The sequence below is a fragment of the Stenotrophomonas terrae genome (assembly GCF_001431465.1).
GTDB lineage: Bacteria > Pseudomonadota > Gammaproteobacteria > Xanthomonadales > Xanthomonadaceae > Stenotrophomonas > Stenotrophomonas terrae.
Map to the genome: position 1 here is coordinate 1 of NZ_LDJJ01000068.1, position 19,873 is coordinate 19,873.

Annotated in this window: 14 protein-coding genes and 1 riboswitch; of the genes, 6 read left to right on the forward strand and 8 right to left on the reverse strand. The window is 64.5% G+C overall.

Annotated features, from left to right (window positions below; genetic code table 11):
- Window positions 1–215: 215 nt before the first annotated feature.
- On the reverse strand, window positions 216–3,080 hold the full coding sequence (gene gcvP / locus ABB27_RS16845) for an aminomethyl-transferring glycine dehydrogenase (protein ID WP_057630075.1): 2,865 nt from the start codon (window positions 3,078–3,080) through the stop codon (window positions 216–218).
- Window positions 3,081–3,190: 110 nt separating this feature from the next.
- A riboswitch (glycine riboswitch) is annotated at window positions 3,191–3,299 on the reverse strand.
- A gap of 336 nt (window positions 3,300–3,635) precedes the next feature.
- Between gcvP and ABB27_RS16850 the strand changes: the two genes are divergently transcribed.
- On the forward strand, window positions 3,636–4,856 hold the full coding sequence (locus tag ABB27_RS16850) for a multidrug effflux MFS transporter (protein ID WP_057630077.1): 1,221 nt from the start codon (window positions 3,636–3,638) through the stop codon (window positions 4,854–4,856).
- Between the two features lie 74 nt (window positions 4,857–4,930).
- Entirely contained in the window at window positions 4,931–5,347 is a 417-nt protein-coding gene (locus ABB27_RS16855) for a hypothetical protein (RefSeq protein WP_057630080.1), read from the forward strand.
- Window positions 5,348–6,046: 699 nt separating this feature from the next.
- Here ABB27_RS16855 and ABB27_RS16860 read toward each other — a convergent pair.
- Window positions 6,047–6,460: a hypothetical protein gene (locus ABB27_RS16860; RefSeq protein WP_057630082.1), complete on the reverse strand. Its 414-nt coding sequence runs from the start codon at window positions 6,458–6,460 to the stop codon at window positions 6,047–6,049.
- Between the two features lie 254 nt (window positions 6,461–6,714).
- Between ABB27_RS16860 and ABB27_RS16865 the strand changes: the two genes are divergently transcribed.
- From ABB27_RS16865 to ABB27_RS16880, 4 genes are read left to right on the forward strand one after another with little or no spacing between them, the layout of a single operon-like run.
- Window positions 6,715–7,395 (forward strand): vWA domain-containing protein, encoded by a 681-nt coding sequence (locus ABB27_RS16865; RefSeq protein WP_057630171.1) that lies wholly within the window; start codon window positions 6,715–6,717, stop codon window positions 7,393–7,395.
- Window positions 7,396–7,412: 17 nt separating this feature from the next.
- The gene (locus tag ABB27_RS16870; protein ID WP_244479264.1) at window positions 7,413–8,153 is read left to right on the forward strand and encodes a PP2C family serine/threonine-protein phosphatase; all 741 of its coding nucleotides are present in this window, start codon (window positions 7,413–7,415) and stop codon (window positions 8,151–8,153) included.
- A gap of 4 nt (window positions 8,154–8,157) precedes the next feature.
- A complete protein-coding gene (locus ABB27_RS16875) occupies window positions 8,158–9,561 on the forward strand; it encodes a hypothetical protein (RefSeq protein ID WP_057630086.1) in 1,404 nt (467 codons plus the stop codon).
- Window positions 9,558–11,480: an energy transducer TonB family protein gene (locus tag ABB27_RS16880; protein ID WP_057630088.1), complete on the forward strand. Its 1,923-nt coding sequence runs from the start codon at window positions 9,558–9,560 to the stop codon at window positions 11,478–11,480. The genes ABB27_RS16875 and ABB27_RS16880 overlap by 4 nt, the downstream gene beginning before the upstream one ends.
- 82 nt (window positions 11,481–11,562) lie before the next feature.
- On the opposite strand, the gene ABB27_RS16885 is transcribed toward ABB27_RS16880, so the two are convergent.
- From ABB27_RS16885 to ABB27_RS16910, 6 genes are all read right to left on the reverse strand, one after another.
- Complete coding sequence (locus ABB27_RS16885; protein WP_057630090.1) at window positions 11,563–12,165, reverse strand: hypothetical protein; 603 nt, start codon at window positions 12,163–12,165, stop codon at window positions 11,563–11,565.
- 217 nt (window positions 12,166–12,382) lie between these two features.
- Window positions 12,383–14,404 (reverse strand): M2 family metallopeptidase, encoded by a 2,022-nt coding sequence (locus tag ABB27_RS16890; protein WP_057630092.1) that lies wholly within the window; start codon window positions 14,402–14,404, stop codon window positions 12,383–12,385.
- A gap of 69 nt (window positions 14,405–14,473) precedes the next feature.
- Window positions 14,474–14,908, reverse strand: a complete 435-nt coding sequence (locus ABB27_RS16895; RefSeq protein WP_057630094.1) for an EamA family transporter — start codon at window positions 14,906–14,908, stop codon at window positions 14,474–14,476.
- Between the two features lie 633 nt (window positions 14,909–15,541).
- The gene (locus ABB27_RS16900; protein ID WP_057630096.1) at window positions 15,542–17,206 is read right to left on the reverse strand and encodes a phosphoethanolamine transferase; all 1,665 of its coding nucleotides are present in this window, start codon (window positions 17,204–17,206) and stop codon (window positions 15,542–15,544) included.
- Window positions 17,203–17,976: a phosphatase PAP2 family protein gene (locus ABB27_RS16905; RefSeq protein ID WP_057630097.1), complete on the reverse strand. Its 774-nt coding sequence runs from the start codon at window positions 17,974–17,976 to the stop codon at window positions 17,203–17,205. Before ABB27_RS16905 ends, ABB27_RS16900 begins: the two co-directional genes overlap by 4 nt.
- 157 nt (window positions 17,977–18,133) lie before the next feature.
- On the reverse strand, window positions 18,134–19,864 hold the full coding sequence (locus ABB27_RS16910; RefSeq protein ID WP_057630099.1) for an ArnT family glycosyltransferase: 1,731 nt from the start codon (window positions 19,862–19,864) through the stop codon (window positions 18,134–18,136).
- Between the last annotated feature and the right edge of the window lie 9 nt (window positions 19,865–19,873).

A 19,873-nucleotide genomic window follows, 5' to 3' on the forward strand; every position in this document is an offset into this window, starting at 1 on the left:
CCAAAGCAAAAGCAAAAGCAGAAGCAAAAGCAGAAGCAAAAGCAGAAGCAGAAGCAAAAGCAGAAACCGAAGTCGAAGCCGAAGCCCAAAACCTTGTCATCTGTGGTTTTCGCCGCTCCAGAAACATCCGGCGCTCCAGCTCCCCAATCAACACAAAAAAACAGCCGGCTTTCGCCGGCTGTTTTCATTCACGCCATCAGGCAATCAAGCCCCGATCACGCCTCGACATCTTCCTTGTACGCATCCACCGGAATGCAGGCGCACATGATGTTCTTGTCGCCGTACACATTGTCCACGCGTGCAACCGGCGGCCAGTACTTCTGCAGCTTCAGCGAGGGCAGCGGGAAGGCGGCCAGTTCACGCGGGTAGGCATGCGTCCACTCGCTGGCCGACACCGCACCGGCAGTGTGCGGAGCGTGCTTGAGCGGGTTGTCCTCGCGGTCCAGCTTGCCGTCTTCGATGGCCTGGATTTCCTCGCGGATCTGGATCATCGCGTCGATGAAACGGTCCAGCTCGTGCTGCGATTCGCTCTCGGTCGGTTCCACCATCAGCGTGCCGGCGACCGGGAAGCTCAGGGTCGGGGCGTGGAAGCCGAAGTCGATCAGACGCTTGGCCACGTCCTCGGCGCCGATGCCGGAGGTCTTCTCCAGCGGACGCACGTCGAGGATGCACTCATGCGCCACCAGACCATTCCGGCCGGTATACAGGGTGGCGTAATGCGGGGCCAGGCGCTTGGCGATGTAGTTGGCGTTGAGCAGGGCAACCTGGGTGGCCTTGCGCAGGCCGGCCGTGCCCATCATCGCGATGTACATCCAGCTGATCGGCAGGATCGAGGCGCTGCCGAAGCTGGCGGCGCTCACCATGCCGACCGGGCCGTTGTCACCGAGCTTGCCCGGCAGGAACGGGGCAAGGTGCGACTTGACCGCACACGGGCCAACGCCCGGGCCGCCGCCGCCGTGCGGAATGCAGAAGGTCTTGTGCAGGTTCAGGTGCGACACGTCCGAGCCCCACTTGCCGGGCTTGGCCACGCCGACCAGGGCGTTCATGTTGGCACCGTCGGTATACACCTGGCCGCCGTGCTTGTGGATGATCTCGCAGATCTCGACCACTTCTTCCTCGAACACGCCATGCGTGGACGGGTAGGTCATCATGATAGCGGCCAGGCGGTCGCTGTACTTCTCGGCGTTGCGGCGGATGTCCTCGATATCGACATTGCCGTTGCCGTCGGTCTTGGTCACGACCACGGTCATGCCGCACATCTGTGCCGAAGCCGGGTTGGTGCCGTGCGCCGAATCCGGGATCAGGCAGACATCGCGATGGCCCTCGTTGCGTGAGCGGTGATAGGCACGGATCGCCAGCAGGCCGGCGTATTCGCCCTGCGCGCCGGAGTTCGGCTGCAGGCTTACCGCGTCATAGCCGGTGCATTCGACCAGCATCGCTTCCAGGCCGTCGATCAATTCCTTGTAGCCCAGCGCCTGATCAGCCGGTGCCAGCGGATGGATGTTGGCGAATTCCGGCCAGGTCACCGGGATCATCTCGGCGGTGGCGTTGAGCTTCATGGTGCAGCTGCCCAGCGGGATCATGGTGCGATCCATCGCCAGGTCCTTGTCGGCCAGTGAACGCAGGTAGCGCAGCATCTCGTGCTCGCTGTGGTGTGTGTTGAACACCGGGTGCGACAGGAACTCGCTGGTACGGACCAGACCTTGCGGCAGTGCGTCGGCGGTGCTGGCATCCAGTGCGTCAACATCGACGCTGGCGCCGAACAACTGGCCCAGCGCAACCACGTCGGCGCGGGTGGCGGTTTCGTCCAGGCTGATGCCGACCGAGCCGGCATCGATGATGCGCAGGTTGATGCCGGCGGCTTCCGCCTTGGCCTTCAGTGCAGCCGAATCAACGCCGGTGATGTGCAGGGTGTCGAAGAAATCGTTGCCGACCGCAACGCCCTTGCCACGCAGTGCGGCGGCCAGGATGGCGGCCAGACGGTGGGTGCGGCGGGCGATGCGCTGCAGGCCCTGCGGGCCGTGGTAGACGGCGTACATCGAGGCCATCACGGCAAGCAGCACCTGCGCGGTACAGATGTTGGAGGTGGCCTTCTCGCGGCGGATGTGCTGCTCGCGGGTCTGCAGGGTCAGGCGGTAAGCAGCCCGGCCTTCGGCATCGACCGAGACGCCGATCAGGCGGCCCGGCATCGAGCGCTTGTAGGCATCACGGCAGGCCATGAAGGCAGCGTGCGGGCCACCGAAACCGAACGGCACGCCGAAACGCTGGCTGTTGCCGACCACGATGTCCGCACCCCATTCGCCGGGGGCGGCGATCAGGGTCAGTGCCAGCAGGTCGGTAGCCACGGCGACCAGGCCCTGACGGGCGTGCACGGCCTCGACCAGCGCCTTGTAGTCGCCGATCTGGCCCAGGCTGTCCGGGTACTGCAGCAGCACGCCGAAGCTGTCGGCGGTCAGTGCCTCGGCCGGCTTGCCGATCTGCAACTCGATGCCCATCGGCTCGGCGCGGGTGCGCAGCAGCTCCAGCGTCTGCGGGTGCACGCTGTCCTGCACGAAGAACACCTTGGACTTGGACTTGGCCGAACGCTTGGCCAGGGTCATCGCTTCGGCAGCGGCGGTGGCTTCGTCCAACAGCGAGGCGTTGGCGATTTCCATGCCGGTCAGGTCGGCGACCATGGTCTGGAAGTTGATCAGCGCTTCCATCCGGCCCTGCGAGATTTCCGCCTGGTACGGCGTATACGCCGTGTACCACGCCGGGTTTTCGAGGATGTTGCGCAGGATCACGTTCGGCGTGTGGGTGCCGTAATAGCCCTGGCCGATGAAGCTGCGCAGCACCTTGTTCTTGTCGGCGATGGCGCGGATCTTGGCCAGCGCGTCGACTTCGGTCAGCGACTCGGGCAGCGCCAGCGGTGCCGGCGACTTGATCGAGCCCGGCACGATGGCATCGGTAAGCGCTTCCAGCGAATCATGGCCAACGCTGCGCAGCATCTGCGCGATTTCAGCGTCGTTGGGGCCGATGTGGCGGTCGACAAACGCGGAGTTGTGTTCGAGCTCGCGCAGCGAAGAGGTGTTCTGGGTCATGGCTGACGTCCGGAGAAGGCATGCAGGGCAGGGGCGGTGGGCCAGGTCTGCCGCGCAGCCGCCCGGGTGCCGCATACGCGACACCACAGCCGGCAAGCTGGTGGCTTACCTCGCGCCCCTCTGTCCTTTTGCCTGAGAGTTTGGAAGCGACGCGACGAGGATCGTGCGCTTCGTGCACCTTCGGCGCCGGATTGAACCGGTCTCTCCAGAGTTTTGATACGGGTGGTATCGGGCCTGAGCGATTACGGGCGTTTGCGCCTTCGGCAGCGGGGTGAACCGCTTCTCCCACCTTGTTCGTACAGCGGGCCGATTATAGCCCGGTATGGCCCGGGGCAGACCCGCGCGGCGGCTTGGATTACCATCTACGTCCCGGTTTCAAACGCGCGCCTTGCACGCGCACGGCCGGGCAGCCCGGAACCGCTACCTGAAGCGGATGAATGTCCGGACAAATTACCGCATCATGGCCGTGTGGCGCCGCCGGCGCCCAGCCCTGTTCATCTGGTCTCTCACCCCGCACCGGCCCCGCGCTGGTGCCGTTGCTGGTTACTGAACACCATGGAAGCAAGCAAGCAGGTTTCATTGCGCCGTATCGCCTTGTTGGTGGCGGGGCTGTCGATGTTCGGCCCGTTCGCGATCGATGCGGTGTTCCCCGCGTTCCCGCAGATGGGTGCCGATCTGGGCGCCGACAAACTGGCCATGCAGCAGGTGATCAGCGTCTACCTGCTGGCCTACGCGCTGATGAGCCTGGTGCATGGCGCGCTGTCCGACGCGCTGGGTCGCAAGGTGGTGATCATCGGCGGGCTGGTGGTGTTCATTGCCGCCTCGGTCGGCTGCGCACTTTCCACTGACATGGGCACGCTGCTGCTGTTCCGCTTCCTGCAGGGCCTGTCCGCTGGCGTGGGCTACATCATCGGCCGCGCGGTGATCCGCGATCTGTACGACGGCGATGACGCGCAGCGGCTGATGAGCCAGGTGTCGATGATTTTCTCCATTGCCCCGGCCATCGCCCCGATCATCGGCGGCTGGCTGCTGGGCTGGACGCACTGGCAGGGCATCTTCTGGTTCCTGGTCGGGTTCTCGGCACTGTTGCTGCTGATCACCTGCATCTGGCTGCCGGAAACCCATCCGCCGCATGCGCGGCTGAGCCTGCACCCCAAGCGTCTGCTGCAGGACTACGTGAGCATCGGCGTGAATCCGCGCTTCCTGCGGTTGGCCCTGGCCGGCTCGCTGGGCTTCGGCGGGCTGTTCCTGTACATCGCCTCGGCGCCGGCCTTCGTGCTCGATCTGCTGCATATGAACGAGCGCCAGTTCGCCTGGTTGTTCATCCCCACCATCGGCGGCATGGCCTTGGGCGCCTATGCCTCCGGGCGTGCGGCAGGGCGGGTGGATGGCGCCCGCGCGGTGCGTATCGGCTACGGCTTCATGGCGGTGGCGGCGGTCTACAACATCAGCTACAACGCCTTCGCCACTGAAATGACGGTGCCGTGGGCGGTATTGCCGCTGACCCTGACCTCGTTCGGCGTGGCCTTGATCTTCCCGATCCTGACCCTGGCCATCCTCGACATGTACCCGCGCCAGCGTGGCACGGCCTCGTCGATGCAGGCCTTCAGCACCCTGGTCACCAATGCCATCATCGCCGGCGTGCTTTCGCCGCTGCTCAGCCGCAGTGGCCTGACCCTGGCGATTGGCGCGGCCTTGTTCGCCTTTGGCAGCTGGGCAATGTGGAAGTGGGAGCGCATCAGCCTGCGCGCCCAGCGCGCCGAGAACGCGTCCTGACATGAATTTCTCCCCGTATCGGGGACAATAACCGCGCCGCCATCACCGGCGGCCGTTCAAAGAGTGAACAACTGATGTCGATCCAATCCAAAGGCCGCCGCGAGGCGAAGAAGAAGCTGGCCGAGCGCGAGCGCAACCAGGCCGAAGCCAATCCGCCGGCAAAGGCCAAGGTGGAGCCGCATGCCGAATTGCGCGACCAGCATCGCGCCTTGCTGGCCGGTATCGTCCGCCGTGATGGCGAATGGGTGCTGGGCATGGATGGCAAGATTGCCGGTGAGACCACCAGCGCTGCACGCGTGCTGGCCTTGATCATGCAGGCCGCCGAGTGGCACGAGAACAACGAAACCCCGGTACGCCTGATGTATTCGGACGCGCTCAAGGACGCCGCGCATGCCGAAGCCGCCGAGCAGGGGGTCGATTTCGATACCTACCGCCGCAACCTTGCCGGCGAGCTGGGCGCGAAAGGCAAGGCTGCTGCCGGTACGCACTGAGCTTGCGCACAGGTTTGAAACCGACAAGGGCGCCATTGGCGCCCTTGTCGTCTGTAACCGCTGGTGATGGCCCGATGGGCTGCGCCGCCTCTTGTAGAAGCGGCGTAAGCCGCGAAGCACGAACACGTTTGGTTGTGCTGCTTCTGGTCTACCGGTGAGGCCTCTGCCGAGCATGGCTCGGCACTACACGTTGGCGTGCGACGGGTGCAGCCCGGGTAAGCGCAGCGCACCCGGGAGCCGGAACTCCCGCTGGATTTCAACGCTTCCCTGATTTGTCGCACCAATGCGAGATGGCGATTTCGTTCTGTCTTTCCCGGGCAAGTGTGGAGCTGCATGGCCTGTTGTAGGAGCGGCGTAAGCCGCGAAGCACGTGCAGGTTTGGTGTGCTGCTTCTGGCCTACCGGTGAGGCCTCTGCCGAGCATGGCTCGACACTACAGGTTGGCGTGCGGCAGGCGTAGCCCGGGTAAGCGACGCGCACCCGGGAGCCGGAGTTCCTGCTGGATTTCAACGCACCGCTGATTTGTCGCACCAATGCGCGATGGCGATTTCGTTTTGTCTTTCCCGGGCAAGCGCGCAGTTTTCCTTGATGGCCGCGTCCTCTGCTTCGGATGGACCCCGGGCAGGCGCGGAGCTGCATGCCACCAGCATCAGCAATATCGATAGCACGACAGACATGCGGGTGAGTAATCTCATCGACGTCAATGCGCTTTGCTGATGGGAGCCGTCTGGAAATTCCACAAGGGCCGCAGGCCTGCGCGATACAGCCACGCCAGCAAGCCCAGGTAGCACAGGTGAAATGTTCCCCACGGCCAATCGTGGTTGAGGAACAGGTGGAAGATGAAGATGCCAACCACCAGCGGCGCGAGCACGACGATGCCCAGCGGAGCGGTGCGCCGGAACAGCAACAGTAGGCCGCCGGCAAGGCAGGCCGATGCGATCAGCGGATCAACGATGCCGCTGTCGGTCAGCGCGGTGGTAAGCGCCTTGGCGGCAGGCGCTTCCTTGTGGTCCGGCCACGCGGTGCCGAACAATTTATAGGAGAACCAACTGGCGCCGACATAGATGTAGAAAAGCGCAAACAGCCAACGAGCAACCGCGATGATCCAGGTCATGCCAGGTACTCCTGTTGTGCTGCCGGGCCAGCCCGGTCGCGGGTGAGGGGGCCATGGTTCGCAGCGCCCCGTTGTGGCGGATGGTAGCGCAGCCATGGCGACCTGACGCAGGGGCGATAGGCCGGTTTCGGCAGTTGCGAGCGGCTGCGTGGACGTGGCGGGTACGGGCAGGGCCTGGGGGGTCGTCAAAAGCCGCAGACGCAGTTATGGCTATAATCCGGCCACGACGTCCCCTGAGCATGGAGGCACACCTGATGTCTGTTGCAGCTATTCCTGATGTATCGCTGGTTGATAACAGCGAGCAGCGCACGCCCTTGATTCTGGTGCTGGATTGTTCCGGCAGCATGAGCGGGGAACCCATTGCGCAATTGAATGCCGGGCTGAAGCTGCTGGAGCAGGAGCTGAAAGGCGATGTGATCGCCGCCAAGCGCGTTCGCGTGCTGCTGATCGAATACGGCGACATGGACAATGCGGCGATCACCGGTGACTGGTGTGACGCGATGGATTTCAGCGCGCCCGAGCTTTCTGCCAACGGCACCACGCCGACCGGCGCGGCGGTGGAGCTGGCCTTGCAGGAAATCGAAGACGAGAAGGCGCGCTTCCGCCAGGCCGGGGTGGCCTATACGCGGCCTTGGCTGTTCCTGATGTCCGATGGCAACCCCACCGATGCCTGGGAAGCCGTGGCCGAGCGCTGCCGCGATGCCGAGCAGCAGAACAAGGTGGCGGTGTTCCCGATTGGTGTGGGCAACGCCGATATGGCTGTGCTTGGCCAGTTCAGCCGCAATGGCGAGCGCGGCGTGAAGCGCCTGCAGGGCTTGCAGTTCAAGGAACTGTTCATGTGGCTCAGTGCCAGCATGCGGGTGGTGTCCAACTCCACGCCCGGTGGCCAGGTACAGCTGCCGTCGACCGATAGCTGGTCGCACGTGACGGTTTGAACATGGGCTGGCGGGTGATGGCCGCATCGGCCACGGGGCGCTCCCATCTTGATCGCGGGCAGCCATGCCAGGACGCGTTCGCATCGGCTTACGCAGGGCGCGTGCTGGTTGCGGCGGTCTGTGATGGCGCAGGCTCGGCCACGCATAGTGATACGGGCGCGAAGACGGTGTCCACGGCAGTGGTGGCGGCGATTGCCGCGCATCGCCAGCTGGGCGGCAATCCTGCTGCGCTGTCGGTGGATGCGCTGCGCACAATCATCGAGGCGGCGATCATCGATGCCCGCGAGCAACTGGCCAGTATGGCTGCGGGCAAACAGCTGACACTGGCCGATCACGCCTGCACCCTGGTCGGGGTTGTGGCCGACGCCGGCGGCGGCTGGTTCTTCCATGTGGGCGACGGTGTTGCGGCATGCGAGTTTGCGCCGCCGCAGGCGCCGGCGGTATCGCTGCCGGCCAATGGCGAATACGCCAACGAGACCTGGTTCGTCACCGGTGGCAATTGGCGTGAGCAGCTGCGGCTGACCCGCTTTGAGGGGCGCGTGCAGGCCGTGGTGCTGATGTCCGATGGCGTGCAGCCGTTTGCGATGACACGCGATGGCAGTGGCCTGTTCCAGCCCTTCATCGCACCGGTACTGCGCTATCTGGGCGGTGTGGATGCCGCCCATGGCAGCCAGGCCTTGCAGGCGACGCTGTCCGATCCGCGCACCGATCACATCACCGGCGACGACAAGACGTTGCTGGTGGCGCTGCCGGTCTAGGCGCATGGCCGCACAAGCCGGCGACACCATCTACGACGAGCAGCGTACGCCGCTGACGCTGGGCCGGCTGCTCAAGAGCGGTGGTGCGGGCAGCGTGTTCCTGATCAAGGAACGCCCGCTCGAAGTCGCCAAGCTCTATCACTCCGACAAGGGTGGCCAGGTCTACGAGCGCAAGGTACGGGCGATGCTGGAGCTGCGCCCGGACCTGCCCGATGTTGAGGACAAGGGCGTGCGTCAGGTGCAGATTGCCTGGCCCACCGGCCTGCTGCGCGACAAGGCGCGGGGGTTTCTGGGTTTCACCATGCCGGTGTTGGATGTCGCCGCAACCAGTGATCTGGAACACGTACTGCAGGAGCGGCAGGCGCGTGAGGAGGGCTTGCCGACCGCGTTGGGCCCGAAGATGACGCTGGCCGCCAATCTGGCGGTGATGCTGGCTGCGTTGCATGAGCGCCAGCATTACGTGGTAGATCTGAAGCCGCTCAATGTGCGCTTCTATCGCAAGTCCCTGTTCATCGCGATGCTGGATTGCGATGGCTTCAGCATCCAGGGCAAGGGCGAACGTTTTCTGTCCGAGCAAGTCACCACCGACTACCTGGCTGCCGAATTCCAGCAGCGCGGCGTCGCCGCCGGCGAGGAAGAGGCGCAGGACAGGTTTGCATTGGCGGTGATGGTGTTCCAGCTGCTCAACTCGGGCCTGCATCCCTATAGCGGCAGGCCCAATGGCGCGACGCTACCCAGTGATCTGCCGGGGCGGATTGCCGCCCATCTCTATCCTTATGCGCAGGGCAGTGGCGATACGCGGATCCTGCCATCGCCGGTCAGTGGCCATGCGGCATTTCCAGCCGAGCTGCGTGACATGTTCGACCGCGCGTTCGCCAGCCAGGCCCGGCGGCGACCGGCCGCGGCCGAATGGTCGTCGCTGCTGCTGCGCTATGCGCGGCGCAGCAACGGCTTGTTGGTGAAGTGCGTAAGGGACGGCTCGCATCAGCATTTCGATGGCATGCCGTGCGCGGGCTGTGCGCGTGCCGAGTTGCTGGCGAGCAGCGCACGTGCCGCGCAGACCCGGGCAAGGCAGACGACGCCGGCCGGCAGAAAAACGACGCGCACGACACGCCGGACCCGCGCAGCCACGCCCAATGTCGCTGCCGCCTTGACCGCAGCTGCGCCTGCGGCACCGGCGACACAGCCGGTTGGGCTGGGCATGCGGGTGTTCTTTGCGGTGATCGGGCCGGTGCTGTTGGGCTGGGCCACCACCTGGGGAATGACGGCCTATCGTGACTACTTGGCGGACAAGGATCCGGGCTGGTGGTTGACCCTGGGGCTGGGCTTCCAGAGCGGCCTGCTGCTGGCTGCGGTGTTGTTGTTCCTCGTCTGCGTGCCGGTGTTGATTTTGAGCAAGCGGCCATGAAGATCGCCATCGGTATCTTCGTCGCGCTGCTGATGCTGCTGTTCGTGGTGGTGTTTGCCGGCTGGTTGGGTGTTTACATCTATGGCGGAGTCGAATGGATCGGGCATCGGTTCGCCACCGGTGTATTGCCGGATGGCAGGGCAGCGTTCCGCGCTGGCGTGCTGGTGGGCAGCCTGGTTTCGGTAGGTGCGCTGCTGCGTGTGGCAGTCAAGGACCACTCCCACAAGTACGCGGGCGCGGCGCTGGTTGTGGGGGTTGGGTTTGCCTTTCTGCTGTTTGCCACCCGTTTGTCTCCGTATGTCGTAATACCGGAAGAGGGAACGCTGAGCGCCGACGTTGCTGGCGGTTCGCCTGCGGCCAAGCGCACCGAGATTCCCGAATGGTATTCACGCAGCAGCTACGAGCGAGACGCTGCCGGAAAAGTGCATGCGCTTGCCCGGGCTGCGGCGCGTCAGGATCAGCAGCGGGTAGATGCCGGGCTGGACGAACTGCAGCTATGGGCGCGCAGGGGCGTGCGTGTTGGCGGTGACCGCGAGGCGTTTAATGCTGCGCGTGACAGGTTCAATGCCACTTTCGACATGCCGGCGGGCAGGGAAACAAAACAAATGCTGAGCCGGCAGCGCCATGCCGCGCTGAAATCAATGTGGCAGGCCGTCCCTGATGTGGATATCGCCGGGCGGCGGGTGCTGCTGCAGGACATGGCTATGCTTGCGTTTGCGTTGCGGCTGAAGGCCGAGCGCGGTTCCGCTGAGGATGCGGCGTCGGACGACGATGGCTTGCTGGAGGAAAAACTCATTGACCTGATTCGGCTGCAGGAGGCCATCCTCGGCTATGCACCCAAGTCCGCCGAATTCTGGTCCAGCTATGCCGCCACCATCGTGGACGCCGACGAAGAAGTGGCGCTGGGGGCTTTGCTGCTTGCCGACCAGTTGCGGCGCTCGGCTGGATCCGGTAGTTCCGCGATGACGATGTCGATCAGCGATGAGATGTTGTTTCAATCGGATATGCGGATCAGCACCCGCTTGCTGCCCGATGGCTCGCGCCTGCGTTTGGATTTGCTGAAGGCGCGTGCTGCAACGATCATCGGCAACACCGCGTCCGCTTCGGGCGAGAGCAGCGCTGCGGCCGAAGAGGGAAAGACGTCGCCGGAGCAGGTCCTGCCCGCGCCGCAGTTCGTGAGCACCGGCAAGGGCTTGTTGCCGTTGCCGCGGCCGACACCGCCCTCGGTAGTGACGGTGCAGCCTGCCGATGAATTGGTCCGGGTTGATCTGCCGTCTGCGGGGTTCGAACAGCAACAGCGTCCTGTGCGGCTTCCGCCATCTGGCCTCAGCAGTGGTGGCAGCGTACTGGTGGCGGTGGACGTGCTGGCCGATGGCAGCATCAGCTCGGTCCTGATCGAGCGCAGCAGCGGCGACCCCGCGCTGGATGATGCCGTGCGGGGGGGCGCACGCAATTGGAAAGCGCTGAGGCCAATTGCCGGGGATGGCGAGCGGCGGCGCGTGCAGGTGCGATTCGAAGCGCCGCAGCCAGTGGAGGAAATTCCCGACTGGCCGCCCCCGCCCATGGTGCCGGGCAGGGAGCCTGTGGCAGCAGCGGCCAAAGCGCCGGCGCCACGCCCGGTTTCGCCGCGCACCGTGCAGCATCTGCAGGAGCTGGTAGCGCGCCAGGCGCGTTTCAACCCGCCACGCTATCCCACCGCTGCCTGGAACGAAAAAGCGGGCGGTACGGTGATGTTGGCAATCAGGCTGGCCGGATCAGGCGAGGTCCGTGGGGTCAGCGTCGCCAGGAGCAGTGGTAACGCCTTGCTGGATAAGGCCGCCCGCGAAGCGGCCTTGGGCTGGAGTGTGTCGCCCGGGGAAACGGCGGCCGGTGTGGACGAGGTGACGCTGAATATGCCGGTGATGTTCAGGGCGGAGTAGGGCCGCTTGGTTCCTCGCATGCTGCTTTTTCCATTGCCTTGCGTTTGCTCCACGGAGGTGGAACAGCAAGGCGCAGTGGAGATCAGTTGCCGTCAATGATCAGGCTTTTCAGCACTGCATCGGCTTTCGCTTCCAGCCGGTCATCGCGGTGGGCATCGGTGTAGCGATGGTAGTAACGCAATTCATAGCCGATGCCTTTGGACTGCAGTGAGCCGCATGACAAGGCGTACTGTTCGCTCCATTGCCGTTGGCCATCCGCTGAGGGCTGGCGCGCCTCAAGCAGGAGATGGACTTTTGCGCAGCGTGGATCCGCAGGGTATTCGTCCACTTGAAGTGAGCTGATCTTGAAGCGGGGGCTGCTGGCGTAGCCTTGTTCAAGATTGTCTCTGACAGTCCTGATGTAGCCCGAAATGGGCGATATCGGTGCGTCGAGACGGGTCATATAGGCTTCGATCTTGCGGTTGTCCGAAGCCGAATCCGCGTTCCAGCTAAGCGTCGTGCTCGTTCCGGAACCATTCCTTGCCCAACCTTCTTCGGCGGGAGGCGTGAATGCAAGGCCAAACGTGCTGCTCGCATCAGCGATGCCGATATGTATCTGCCCGGTACCGGTGCCATCGACGGCAAGCGCCGAGCTGGGCGGGATCGCAAGGACAGCGAATGCAGCAAGACCTGCTACGAACTTCATTCGTATCTCCCGAAGTTACCGGGTAACGATGCCACGGCATGCGGATGTGTCAAGGCGGGCGAATGGCAGATCGTGGCGTGCTGCGGGGCTGCCAGCTCTGCCTGTTGCGCCATTGTTTTCCTGCTGGAGGCAGTTCGCCTTGAGACAAATGCAGCGCCAGCGGATGAGCAAAGGGCGCCATCGCGGCGCCCTTTGCTTGTTTCATCAGTTGCTGCGTTTACGGTGCCGACGGCTGCGTCGGCGCAGCTGCTGGAGCAGCAGTGGGTGCCGGAGCTGCCGCCTGCCAACCACACATCTGGCCTTCGTTCTGCTGCTTCAGCCATTCCTGCAGCGGGGAGAAGTACTCCAGCATCGGTGCGGCGTCGAGCTTCTCGGTGCCGGTCAGTTCCTTCAGCGTGGCCTGCCACGGCTGGCTGGCGCCCTTGCTCAGCATGGCCCAGAACTTCTGGCCGGCTTCCTTGTTGCCATAGAAGCTGCACTCGTTGAGCGGGCCGGTATAGCCGGATGCGTCGCACAGGCCCTTGTAGAACTGGTACTGCAACACACGCGCCAGGAAGTAGCGCAGGTACGGCGTGTTGCCCGGAACGTGGTACTTGGCACCGGCATCGAAGAACTCCTCGCCGCGGGCAGTGGCCGGGGCCACGCCCTGGTACTGGGCCTTCAGTTCCCACCACTTCTGGTTGTACTGGTCAGGCTTGATCGAGCCATCGAACACGCCCCAGCGCCAGCGGTCGATCATCAGCCCGAACGGCAGGAACGACACGCCCGACATGGCCATGCGCATCTGCGCATTGATGGTGGCTTCGCGGCTTTCCTGCTGCGCATCGACCAGGCCGATCGAGTTGAGGTACTTCGGCGTCATCGCCAGCACGATGGTGTCGCCGATGGCTTCGTGGAAGCCGTCGTTCGCGCCGCCCTGGAACAACGGCGGCAGCGGGTTGTAGGCCAGGTCGTAATATATGTGGCCGAGCTCGTGGTAGATGGTGGTGAAGTTTTCTTCGTTCGGGGTGATGCACATCTTGGTGCGCACGTCCGGGCCCACGTCCTTGCCGTCGCCGCCCATGTTCATGTCCCAGGCGCTGGCATGGCAGACCACGTTGCGGTCCAGCGGCTTGATGAACTGGGTGTTCTGCCAGTAGCTGTCCGGCAGCCTGGGCATGCCCAGCGACACGTAGAAGTCCTGCGCGCGCTCGGTCATCTGCTTGGCGGTGGCCAGTTCGGCTTCACGCTGTGCCTTGAAACGGCTGGCCGGGTCGCTGCCACCGGCCTTGGCCAGGGCGCCACTGAGGTTGGTCTGGTACTGCTTTTCCAGCGCAGCGGTGATGTCCAGGCTGCCCGCGTTCGGGTACGGCGCGGTCATGTCCCACAGGTTGCTCCAGTCCTGCTGCCACATGTTGCCGGTCAGATGCGCGGCGATCATGCCACCGCCCACTTCGGCCTTGTCCTTGCCGTATTCCTTGTCCAGCTTGGCGCGGGTGTAGCAGTGCAGTTGTTCGTAGAGCGGCTTGAGCTGGCCCCACAGGCGATCGGTTTCCGGGCCAACCTCTTCGGCCGGCATGTCGTAGCCGCTGCGCCACATCTGGCCAGCATCGGTGTAACCGAGTTCGCGTGCGCCTTCGTTGACCAGTTCGACGAAGCGCTGGTAGTTGGCACGCGACGGCACGGCGGTGGACTGCCAGCCCTGCCAGGCGTCGAGCTGCTTGTCGTAGTCGCGCGAGGTGGCCAGTACCTTCTCCAGGTCGCCAAGCTGGCGGCAGTTCTGCTTGTCGCCTTCACCCACGCAATAGGTGCCGGCGCCGTAGTCGCCTTCCAGCTTGGTAGCGATGCCGGCCAGCTCGGCCAGCTTCTGCGGGTCACGCGGGGCAGGCATCGAGGTCATCAGCTTGAGCAGGCTGATGGCGCGCTTGGTGTCGGCGCTCATCGGCTGGCCTTCGTACTTGTTGGCCTGTTCGATCCAGCCGTTGAGCACGGTCAGCCAGCGCTCGTTGGCCTTGGCCGCGACGCGTGCCGAATCGTCGTTGATATAGGTGGACGACAGCCACTGCGCCGAGGTCATCTCCGGGTACATGGCCTTGTATTCGGCATTGACCCGGGCAATGAACTGGTCGGCGCTTTCGGCCGGTGCGGCCTGGGTGGTGGCCGGCTTGGCGGCGTCGGTGGCGGCGTCCTTTTTACAGGCAGCCAACGAGAGCACGGCCACGCCGACGGCGGCGGCCAGGACCAAATGACGATTCTTCACAGCAAACCCCGGGTTGTAAGTACCGGCGAAGGCTAGAGGGGCAGCGGCCGGGCCGCAAGTGGACAAAGGTCAGCGCTTGAGCGCCATCAGCAGCACGCCACCGCCAATCATCGTCACCCCCAGCCATTCACGCCAGCCCAGGCGCTCATGCAGGAAGGCCACGGCGAACAGGGCAACCAGCACCACGCTGAGCTTGTCCACCGGCGCCACCTGCGCGGCCGGGCCGCGCTGCAGTGCGCGGAAATAGCACATCCAGGAGGCGCCGGTGGCCAAGGCGGACAGCGCCAGCCAGGCCACGGTGGGGCCGGGCAGTTGCAGCGGGTTGCTCCATTTGCCGGTGGCCGCGACGAACATCGCCAGCACCAGGCTGATGATGACCGTGCGCAGCAGCATCGCCATGTCCGAATCGATGTTCTGCAGGCCGAGCTTGGCGAAGATGGCTGTGAGCGCGGCGAACACGGCCGACAGCAGCGCCCACGGAAGCCATTGCGGGAAGGTGGTCATGACAGCTCCAGGTCGCCGGCGGCCGGCTGTGTAGGAGAGCGGAACAGCCCTGGTTTGTAGGAGCGGCGTAAGCCGCGAAGCTAGTGGAGCACCAGTTTGTGGGAGCGGCGTAAGCCGCGAAGCTGATGGAGCATCAGTGGAACATAAAGCAGGCAACTGCAGAAGCTTCCCCCCATCCGCCCTTCGGGCACCTTCCAGCAGACGGTGTAGGAGCGGCGTAAGCCGCGAAGCTGATGGAGCACCAGTGGAACATAAAGCAGGCAACTGCAGAAGCTTCCCCCCATCCGCCCTTCGGGCACCTTCCAGCAGACGGTGTAGGAGCGGCGTAAGCCGCGAAGCTGATGGAGCACCAGTGGAATTTAAAGCAGGCAACTGCAGAAGCTTCCCCCCATCCGCCCTTCGGGCACCTTCCCCCGCAGGCGGGAGAAGGGAAGGTAAAGCCAAAGCCAACAGCCAACAGCCAACAGCCAACAGCCAAAAACCAAAAGCCAAAAACCAAAAGCCAAAAACCAAAAGCCAAAAACCAAAAGCCAAAAGCCAAAAGCCAAAAGCCAAAAGCCAAAAGCCAAAAGCGATGCCAACCCGACCCAACCCAACCACCGCCTCAGCGCTTCCCTCAACCCTCAAGCCGGCTCAAACATCTCGCCCCGCACATCCAGCAAACACATCCCGCGACCGGTCATACACCGACGTCTGCACCTGCATCAGGCCCAGCACCGAGGGGAACAGGTTGTCCTGCTCGGTACGCTGGCCGGCGCGGTGGCGCAGGCATTGGATGTCCAGTCCGCGGTCGGCCACGAATCCCGGCGAGAACCACATCACCATCGGCACGCGGGTCTGCTCTTCCGGCGCGATCGCATACGGCATGCCGTGCAGATACAAACCCTTCTCGCCCAGTGACTCGCCGTGATCGGATAGGTAGATCATCGCCGTGTCGTAGTCGTCCAGGCCGCGCAAGGCAGCAATGGTGCGGCTCAGGAAATGGTCGGTGTAGCGGATCGCGTTGTCGTAGCTGTTGACGATCTCCTGGCGGTCGCACTTGCCCAGGTCCGGGGTGTCGCAGGTGGGGGCGAACTGGCGGAACTGCGCCGGGTAGCGCTGGAAATAGCTGGGGCCGTGGTTGCCCAGCTGATGCAGCACCACCACCCGGTCGCCCGGCTTGGCACGTACCTGGCTGGCCAGGTTGTCGATCAGTATTTCATCCATGCAGCGGCCATCGGCGCACAGGCCGGGGGTCTTGGCATCGTCCAGGCGCTCTATCTGCAAGCCATCGCATACGCCCTTGCAGCCGGACTGGTTGTCGCGCCACAAGGTGCTGATGCCGGCATGCTCCAGTACATGCAGCAAGGATTGATGGTTGCGGATTTTTTTCTCGTCGTAATCGTGGCGGCCATACGGCGAGAACATGCAGGGCAGCGATACCTCGGTGCTGGAACCGCAGGCATGCATGTCGGGGAAGTTGACCGCACCGGTTTGCGCCAGCTCCGGCGTAGTCTGCCGTGCATAGCCATTCAAACCCCAGTTCTGCGCACGCACGGTTTCGCCCACCACCAGCACCAGCAGTCGTGGCTTGCTGGTGGCCGCACGCGGCAGCACCTTGGCGTCGGTGCCGATCACCTGCTTGGGTTGCTTCTTGATCGGGCTGGAGCTGGCCAGATTCTGCTTCAGCGCGATCAGGTAGTTCACCGGCGTAGCGAGGTAGCGCACTTCACGGTGATTGCGCATCAGCGCCGATATGTCCTGGAAGGAAGCCATCGCTCCGGCGCCGGTCACCAGCACTACGCCGGCAATGAAGGCACCGCGCCACAGCAGGGCTTTGCCCCAGCTGCGCTTGCGCAGGCGCAGGCGCCACAGCAGCAGCGTCGGCAGCAGGCCGTAGCCCAGCAACGGCAGGATCAGCGCCGGGGTCATCAGCTCGCTGCTTTCCTTGCGGTCGGTGGCAAGTACATTGCGCAGCATGTCCGCGTCCAGGTAGACGTTGAAGCTGCTCATGTAGTGCACCGCAAAGGCAGTGGTGATGAACAGCACGGTCAGCACTACCTTGGCATTCCACCGCCATAGCAACACGCTCAACAGCAGCGCATGCACGCCGACCAGCAGCGCGCACAAGGACAGCGCGAACAGCATGCTGCCTGGGTTGGCCGCCATCGCACTGCGCCAGAACAGGCTGTTGCAGGCCAATGCGAAGAACAGGCTGGCGGCGAGGATCAGCATTTCGGTGCTGATTTCAGGGCGGAAAGCGCGCAGGCGGTCCCAACTCAGGCGCAGGCTTTGCGGGCGCGAAAGTGTGGTGCTCATGCGGTTTCTCCAGCGGTGGTGGTGACCGGGCGGGGCGCCCGTGCAGTGGCCAGGGACGGCGCAAACATCCATGCGTACAACAGCACCGCGACCGACCAGCTGATTGCCAGCGACCACAGGTCATGCGACAGGAAATGGGCACCGCGCAACTGTTGGGTGAGGCCAAACACGATGCCGATGGCCAAGGGGATCAGCAGTGCCGGACGACGCCATTGCGGCCGTACCTGCAACATGAAGAAGTAAGCCGCTATCCATGCGTAGGCCGAACCGGAGTGTCCGCCGGGGAAGCAGGAAGCATGGCCAAGCAGTACCGGGCGCTGTTCGAACAAGCCGATGAACGGCCGCAGGCCGCCGTAGCGCTGCAGGTCCCAGGGGCAGTCCATATGGGTCCAGGACTTGAGCAGGGCGATGATGCCGGTGGACAGGGCAACCGACAGCAGCAGATAGCCCAGCGGCCGCCGCAGCGGCTTCCAGCGCGGGTGCAGGCTGCTGCGGATCAGCGCCAGCAGTACCAGCGCCGCCATCAGGAAACTCAGGTTGCGGCCGCCCTTGTGAACAAGGTGGGCACTCCACCAGGCATTCTTGGCGGCCCACTGTTGGCCCTGCAGCTGGAACAGCTGATCGGCCAGCCATTGGTCGCCGCCACCTGCCATCAATGCGGCGCTGGCTGCCAATGCCAGCAGCAGCGGCAGCCACAGCGCCTGCGCGGCGAAGCGCGTGCGGCTGGCTGGCTGAAGCGGGGCGGTGAGCGGAGCGGGCGACTGGGGCATGGAGCATGCAGACCATCAGGAGGATGGCGACATGCTGTTACCGCTGCTGTCGGAGCGCGGTCGGAGTGATGTGGGAATTATGTCGAAGCTTCAGCATCGTCAGCAGCAGCTGCCGATGTGAAGGCGGCAAGCCGTTAGTGGCTTGCCGCAGGAATGTTCAGTCGCCGCTGTTCTCGACTGCTTCATCGCCGCCAACCACCACGCCATGGGTCTTGGCGACACAGTCGGCGTGCAGGGCGGTGCCAGGCAGCAATTGCCAGTTGTTGCGATTGGCGCTGCCGATATCGATGACCTGGCTGCGGTCGGCGCAGGGCGTCATGGCCTTGTCCAGCACGAACAACCAGCGCCGCTGCGGGTCCGCGGTGACCCAGCGCGCTGCATCTTCCCATTGCTCGGCGACAGGCCGTTTGAAGCCGAAATCGGTAGCCTGTGGATGCGTCTGCAGCAGGTTCTGTTCGCGCCAGGCGACCATGCCCAGCTGCGCGTCCGGGCCGATCCGCTCGCGCACCTTGTCCATCAGCAACGAGGCCGAGCTGTAAGGATCCAGTGCCGGCATCGCACCCAGGCCATACATGCTCCACAGCAGCACCGTACTCAATACCACCGCCAGGCCGGCACGACGCAGCCGCAGCACCGCGACCAGCAGCAGCGAGGCGGCACCGAAGCCGATCAGCCACCAGCCTATCTGCGGCAGCACCCAGGGGTCGATCGCGCGCTTGATCGCATTGCGCTGTGCCCAGCCATCACCGTGTAAGGCGCCATAGCCGACCACCAGGGTGGCGATGGCCAGCAGCAGCACGTAGAGCAGCAACAGCCAGCGCACGCTGGTACGCCGCAGCAGGCCCGGCAGCAGGGGCGCCGCCGCCACTGCCAGGGCTGGCAGCATCGGCAGGATGTAGACCTCGCGCTTGCCCGGGCTGGCGCTGAAGAACAGCAGCACCAGCAGCGCCCAGCCCAGCAGCAGGATGTAGCGTGGATCGGCACGGCGGCAGCGGCGCCACCAGGCGGGCAGCAGCCAGGGCACCAGCAGGCTGCCCGGCAGCCACAGCGTTGCCATCACCTGCAGGTAGTACCAGAGCGGCTGGTGATGGTGCCAGGCGTTGGCGTAGCGGGTGCCGGTCTGCTTGAACAGTAGTTCCTTGGCATAGGCCTGCAGGTGCGGCTCGGGGTTCTGCAGCAGGGCAATGACCAGTGGACCCAGCCAGATCGCGGTGCCGGCCAGGAAGGCCGGCAGCAACAGCCACCAGCCCCAGCTGCGTCCGGGGCCAACGGCCTGTGGGTGGCGCCAGCGCCAGGCCAGCCACGGCAACAGCATCAGCAATGGCAGGAAGCCAACGCCCTTGGTCACGGTGCCGGCGCCGGCGGCAAAGGCGGCCAGCGCCAGTGCCCACCAGTTGGGGCCAAGCAGCAGGTGCCGTACCAGTCCCCACAGCGCCAGGGTGGTCATGGCGACCAGCACCATGTCGATCTGCGCGCGCTTGGCCATCAGCCCGAACTGGATGCAGACAAACAGCCCGACCACCGCATAGCGGGCGATCTGGCGGTTCCACAGGCGCCGGCTCATGTCCCAGGTCAGCCACAGGGTGAGCAGCGCGGCCAGCAGCGACGGCACCAGGAACGACAGGTTCCAGTCGCCGATCACCTTGTAGGTGGCTGCCTGGATCCACATGAAGGTGGCCGGCTTTTCCGCATACAACTCACTGCCGCGATGTGGCAGCAACCACTGCCCGGTTTCCACCATATGCCGTGCGGCCAGCACGAAGCGGGGTTCGTCCGGCGGGTTGGGGGAGCGCATGCCAAGGCCCGCCAGCAGGCTGATCACGATCAGCGCGATCAGGATCGCGAACCAGAGATTCGTACGGGAAGCGCGGGGCGGAGTTGGGTGCACAGGCGGCTC

What these genes read in the sequence shown, in the direction of transcription:
- ABB27_RS16865 (WP_057630171.1), top strand. Translation starts at nt 6,715, where the DNA reads ATGTCTGTTGCAGCTATTCCTGATGTATCGCTGGTTGATAACAGCGAG.
- ABB27_RS16860 (WP_057630082.1), bottom strand. Translation starts at nt 6,460, where the DNA reads ATGACCTGGATCATCGCGGTTGCTCGTTGGCTGTTTGCGCTTTTCTAC.
- ABB27_RS16850 (WP_057630077.1), top strand. Translation starts at nt 3,636, where the DNA reads ATGGAAGCAAGCAAGCAGGTTTCATTGCGCCGTATCGCCTTGTTGGTG.
- ABB27_RS16885 (WP_057630090.1), bottom strand. Translation starts at nt 12,165, where the DNA reads ATGAAGTTCGTAGCAGGTCTTGCTGCATTCGCTGTCCTTGCGATCCCG.
- ABB27_RS16870 (WP_244479264.1), top strand. Translation starts at nt 7,413, where the DNA reads ATGGCCGCATCGGCCACGGGGCGCTCCCATCTTGATCGCGGGCAGCCA.
- ABB27_RS16880 (WP_057630088.1), top strand. Translation starts at nt 9,558, where the DNA reads ATGAAGATCGCCATCGGTATCTTCGTCGCGCTGCTGATGCTGCTGTTC.
- ABB27_RS16875 (WP_057630086.1), top strand. Translation starts at nt 8,158, where the DNA reads ATGGCCGCACAAGCCGGCGACACCATCTACGACGAGCAGCGTACGCCG.
- ABB27_RS16855 (WP_057630080.1), top strand. Translation starts at nt 4,931, where the DNA reads ATGTCGATCCAATCCAAAGGCCGCCGCGAGGCGAAGAAGAAGCTGGCC.
- ABB27_RS16900 (WP_057630096.1), bottom strand. Translation starts at nt 17,206, where the DNA reads ATGAGCACCACACTTTCGCGCCCGCAAAGCCTGCGCCTGAGTTGGGAC.
- ABB27_RS16895 (WP_057630094.1), bottom strand. Translation starts at nt 14,908, where the DNA reads ATGACCACCTTCCCGCAATGGCTTCCGTGGGCGCTGCTGTCGGCCGTG.
- gcvP (WP_057630075.1), bottom strand. Translation starts at nt 3,080, where the DNA reads ATGACCCAGAACACCTCTTCGCTGCGCGAGCTCGAACACAACTCCGCG.
- ABB27_RS16905 (WP_057630097.1), bottom strand. Translation starts at nt 17,976, where the DNA reads ATGCCCCAGTCGCCCGCTCCGCTCACCGCCCCGCTTCAGCCAGCCAGC.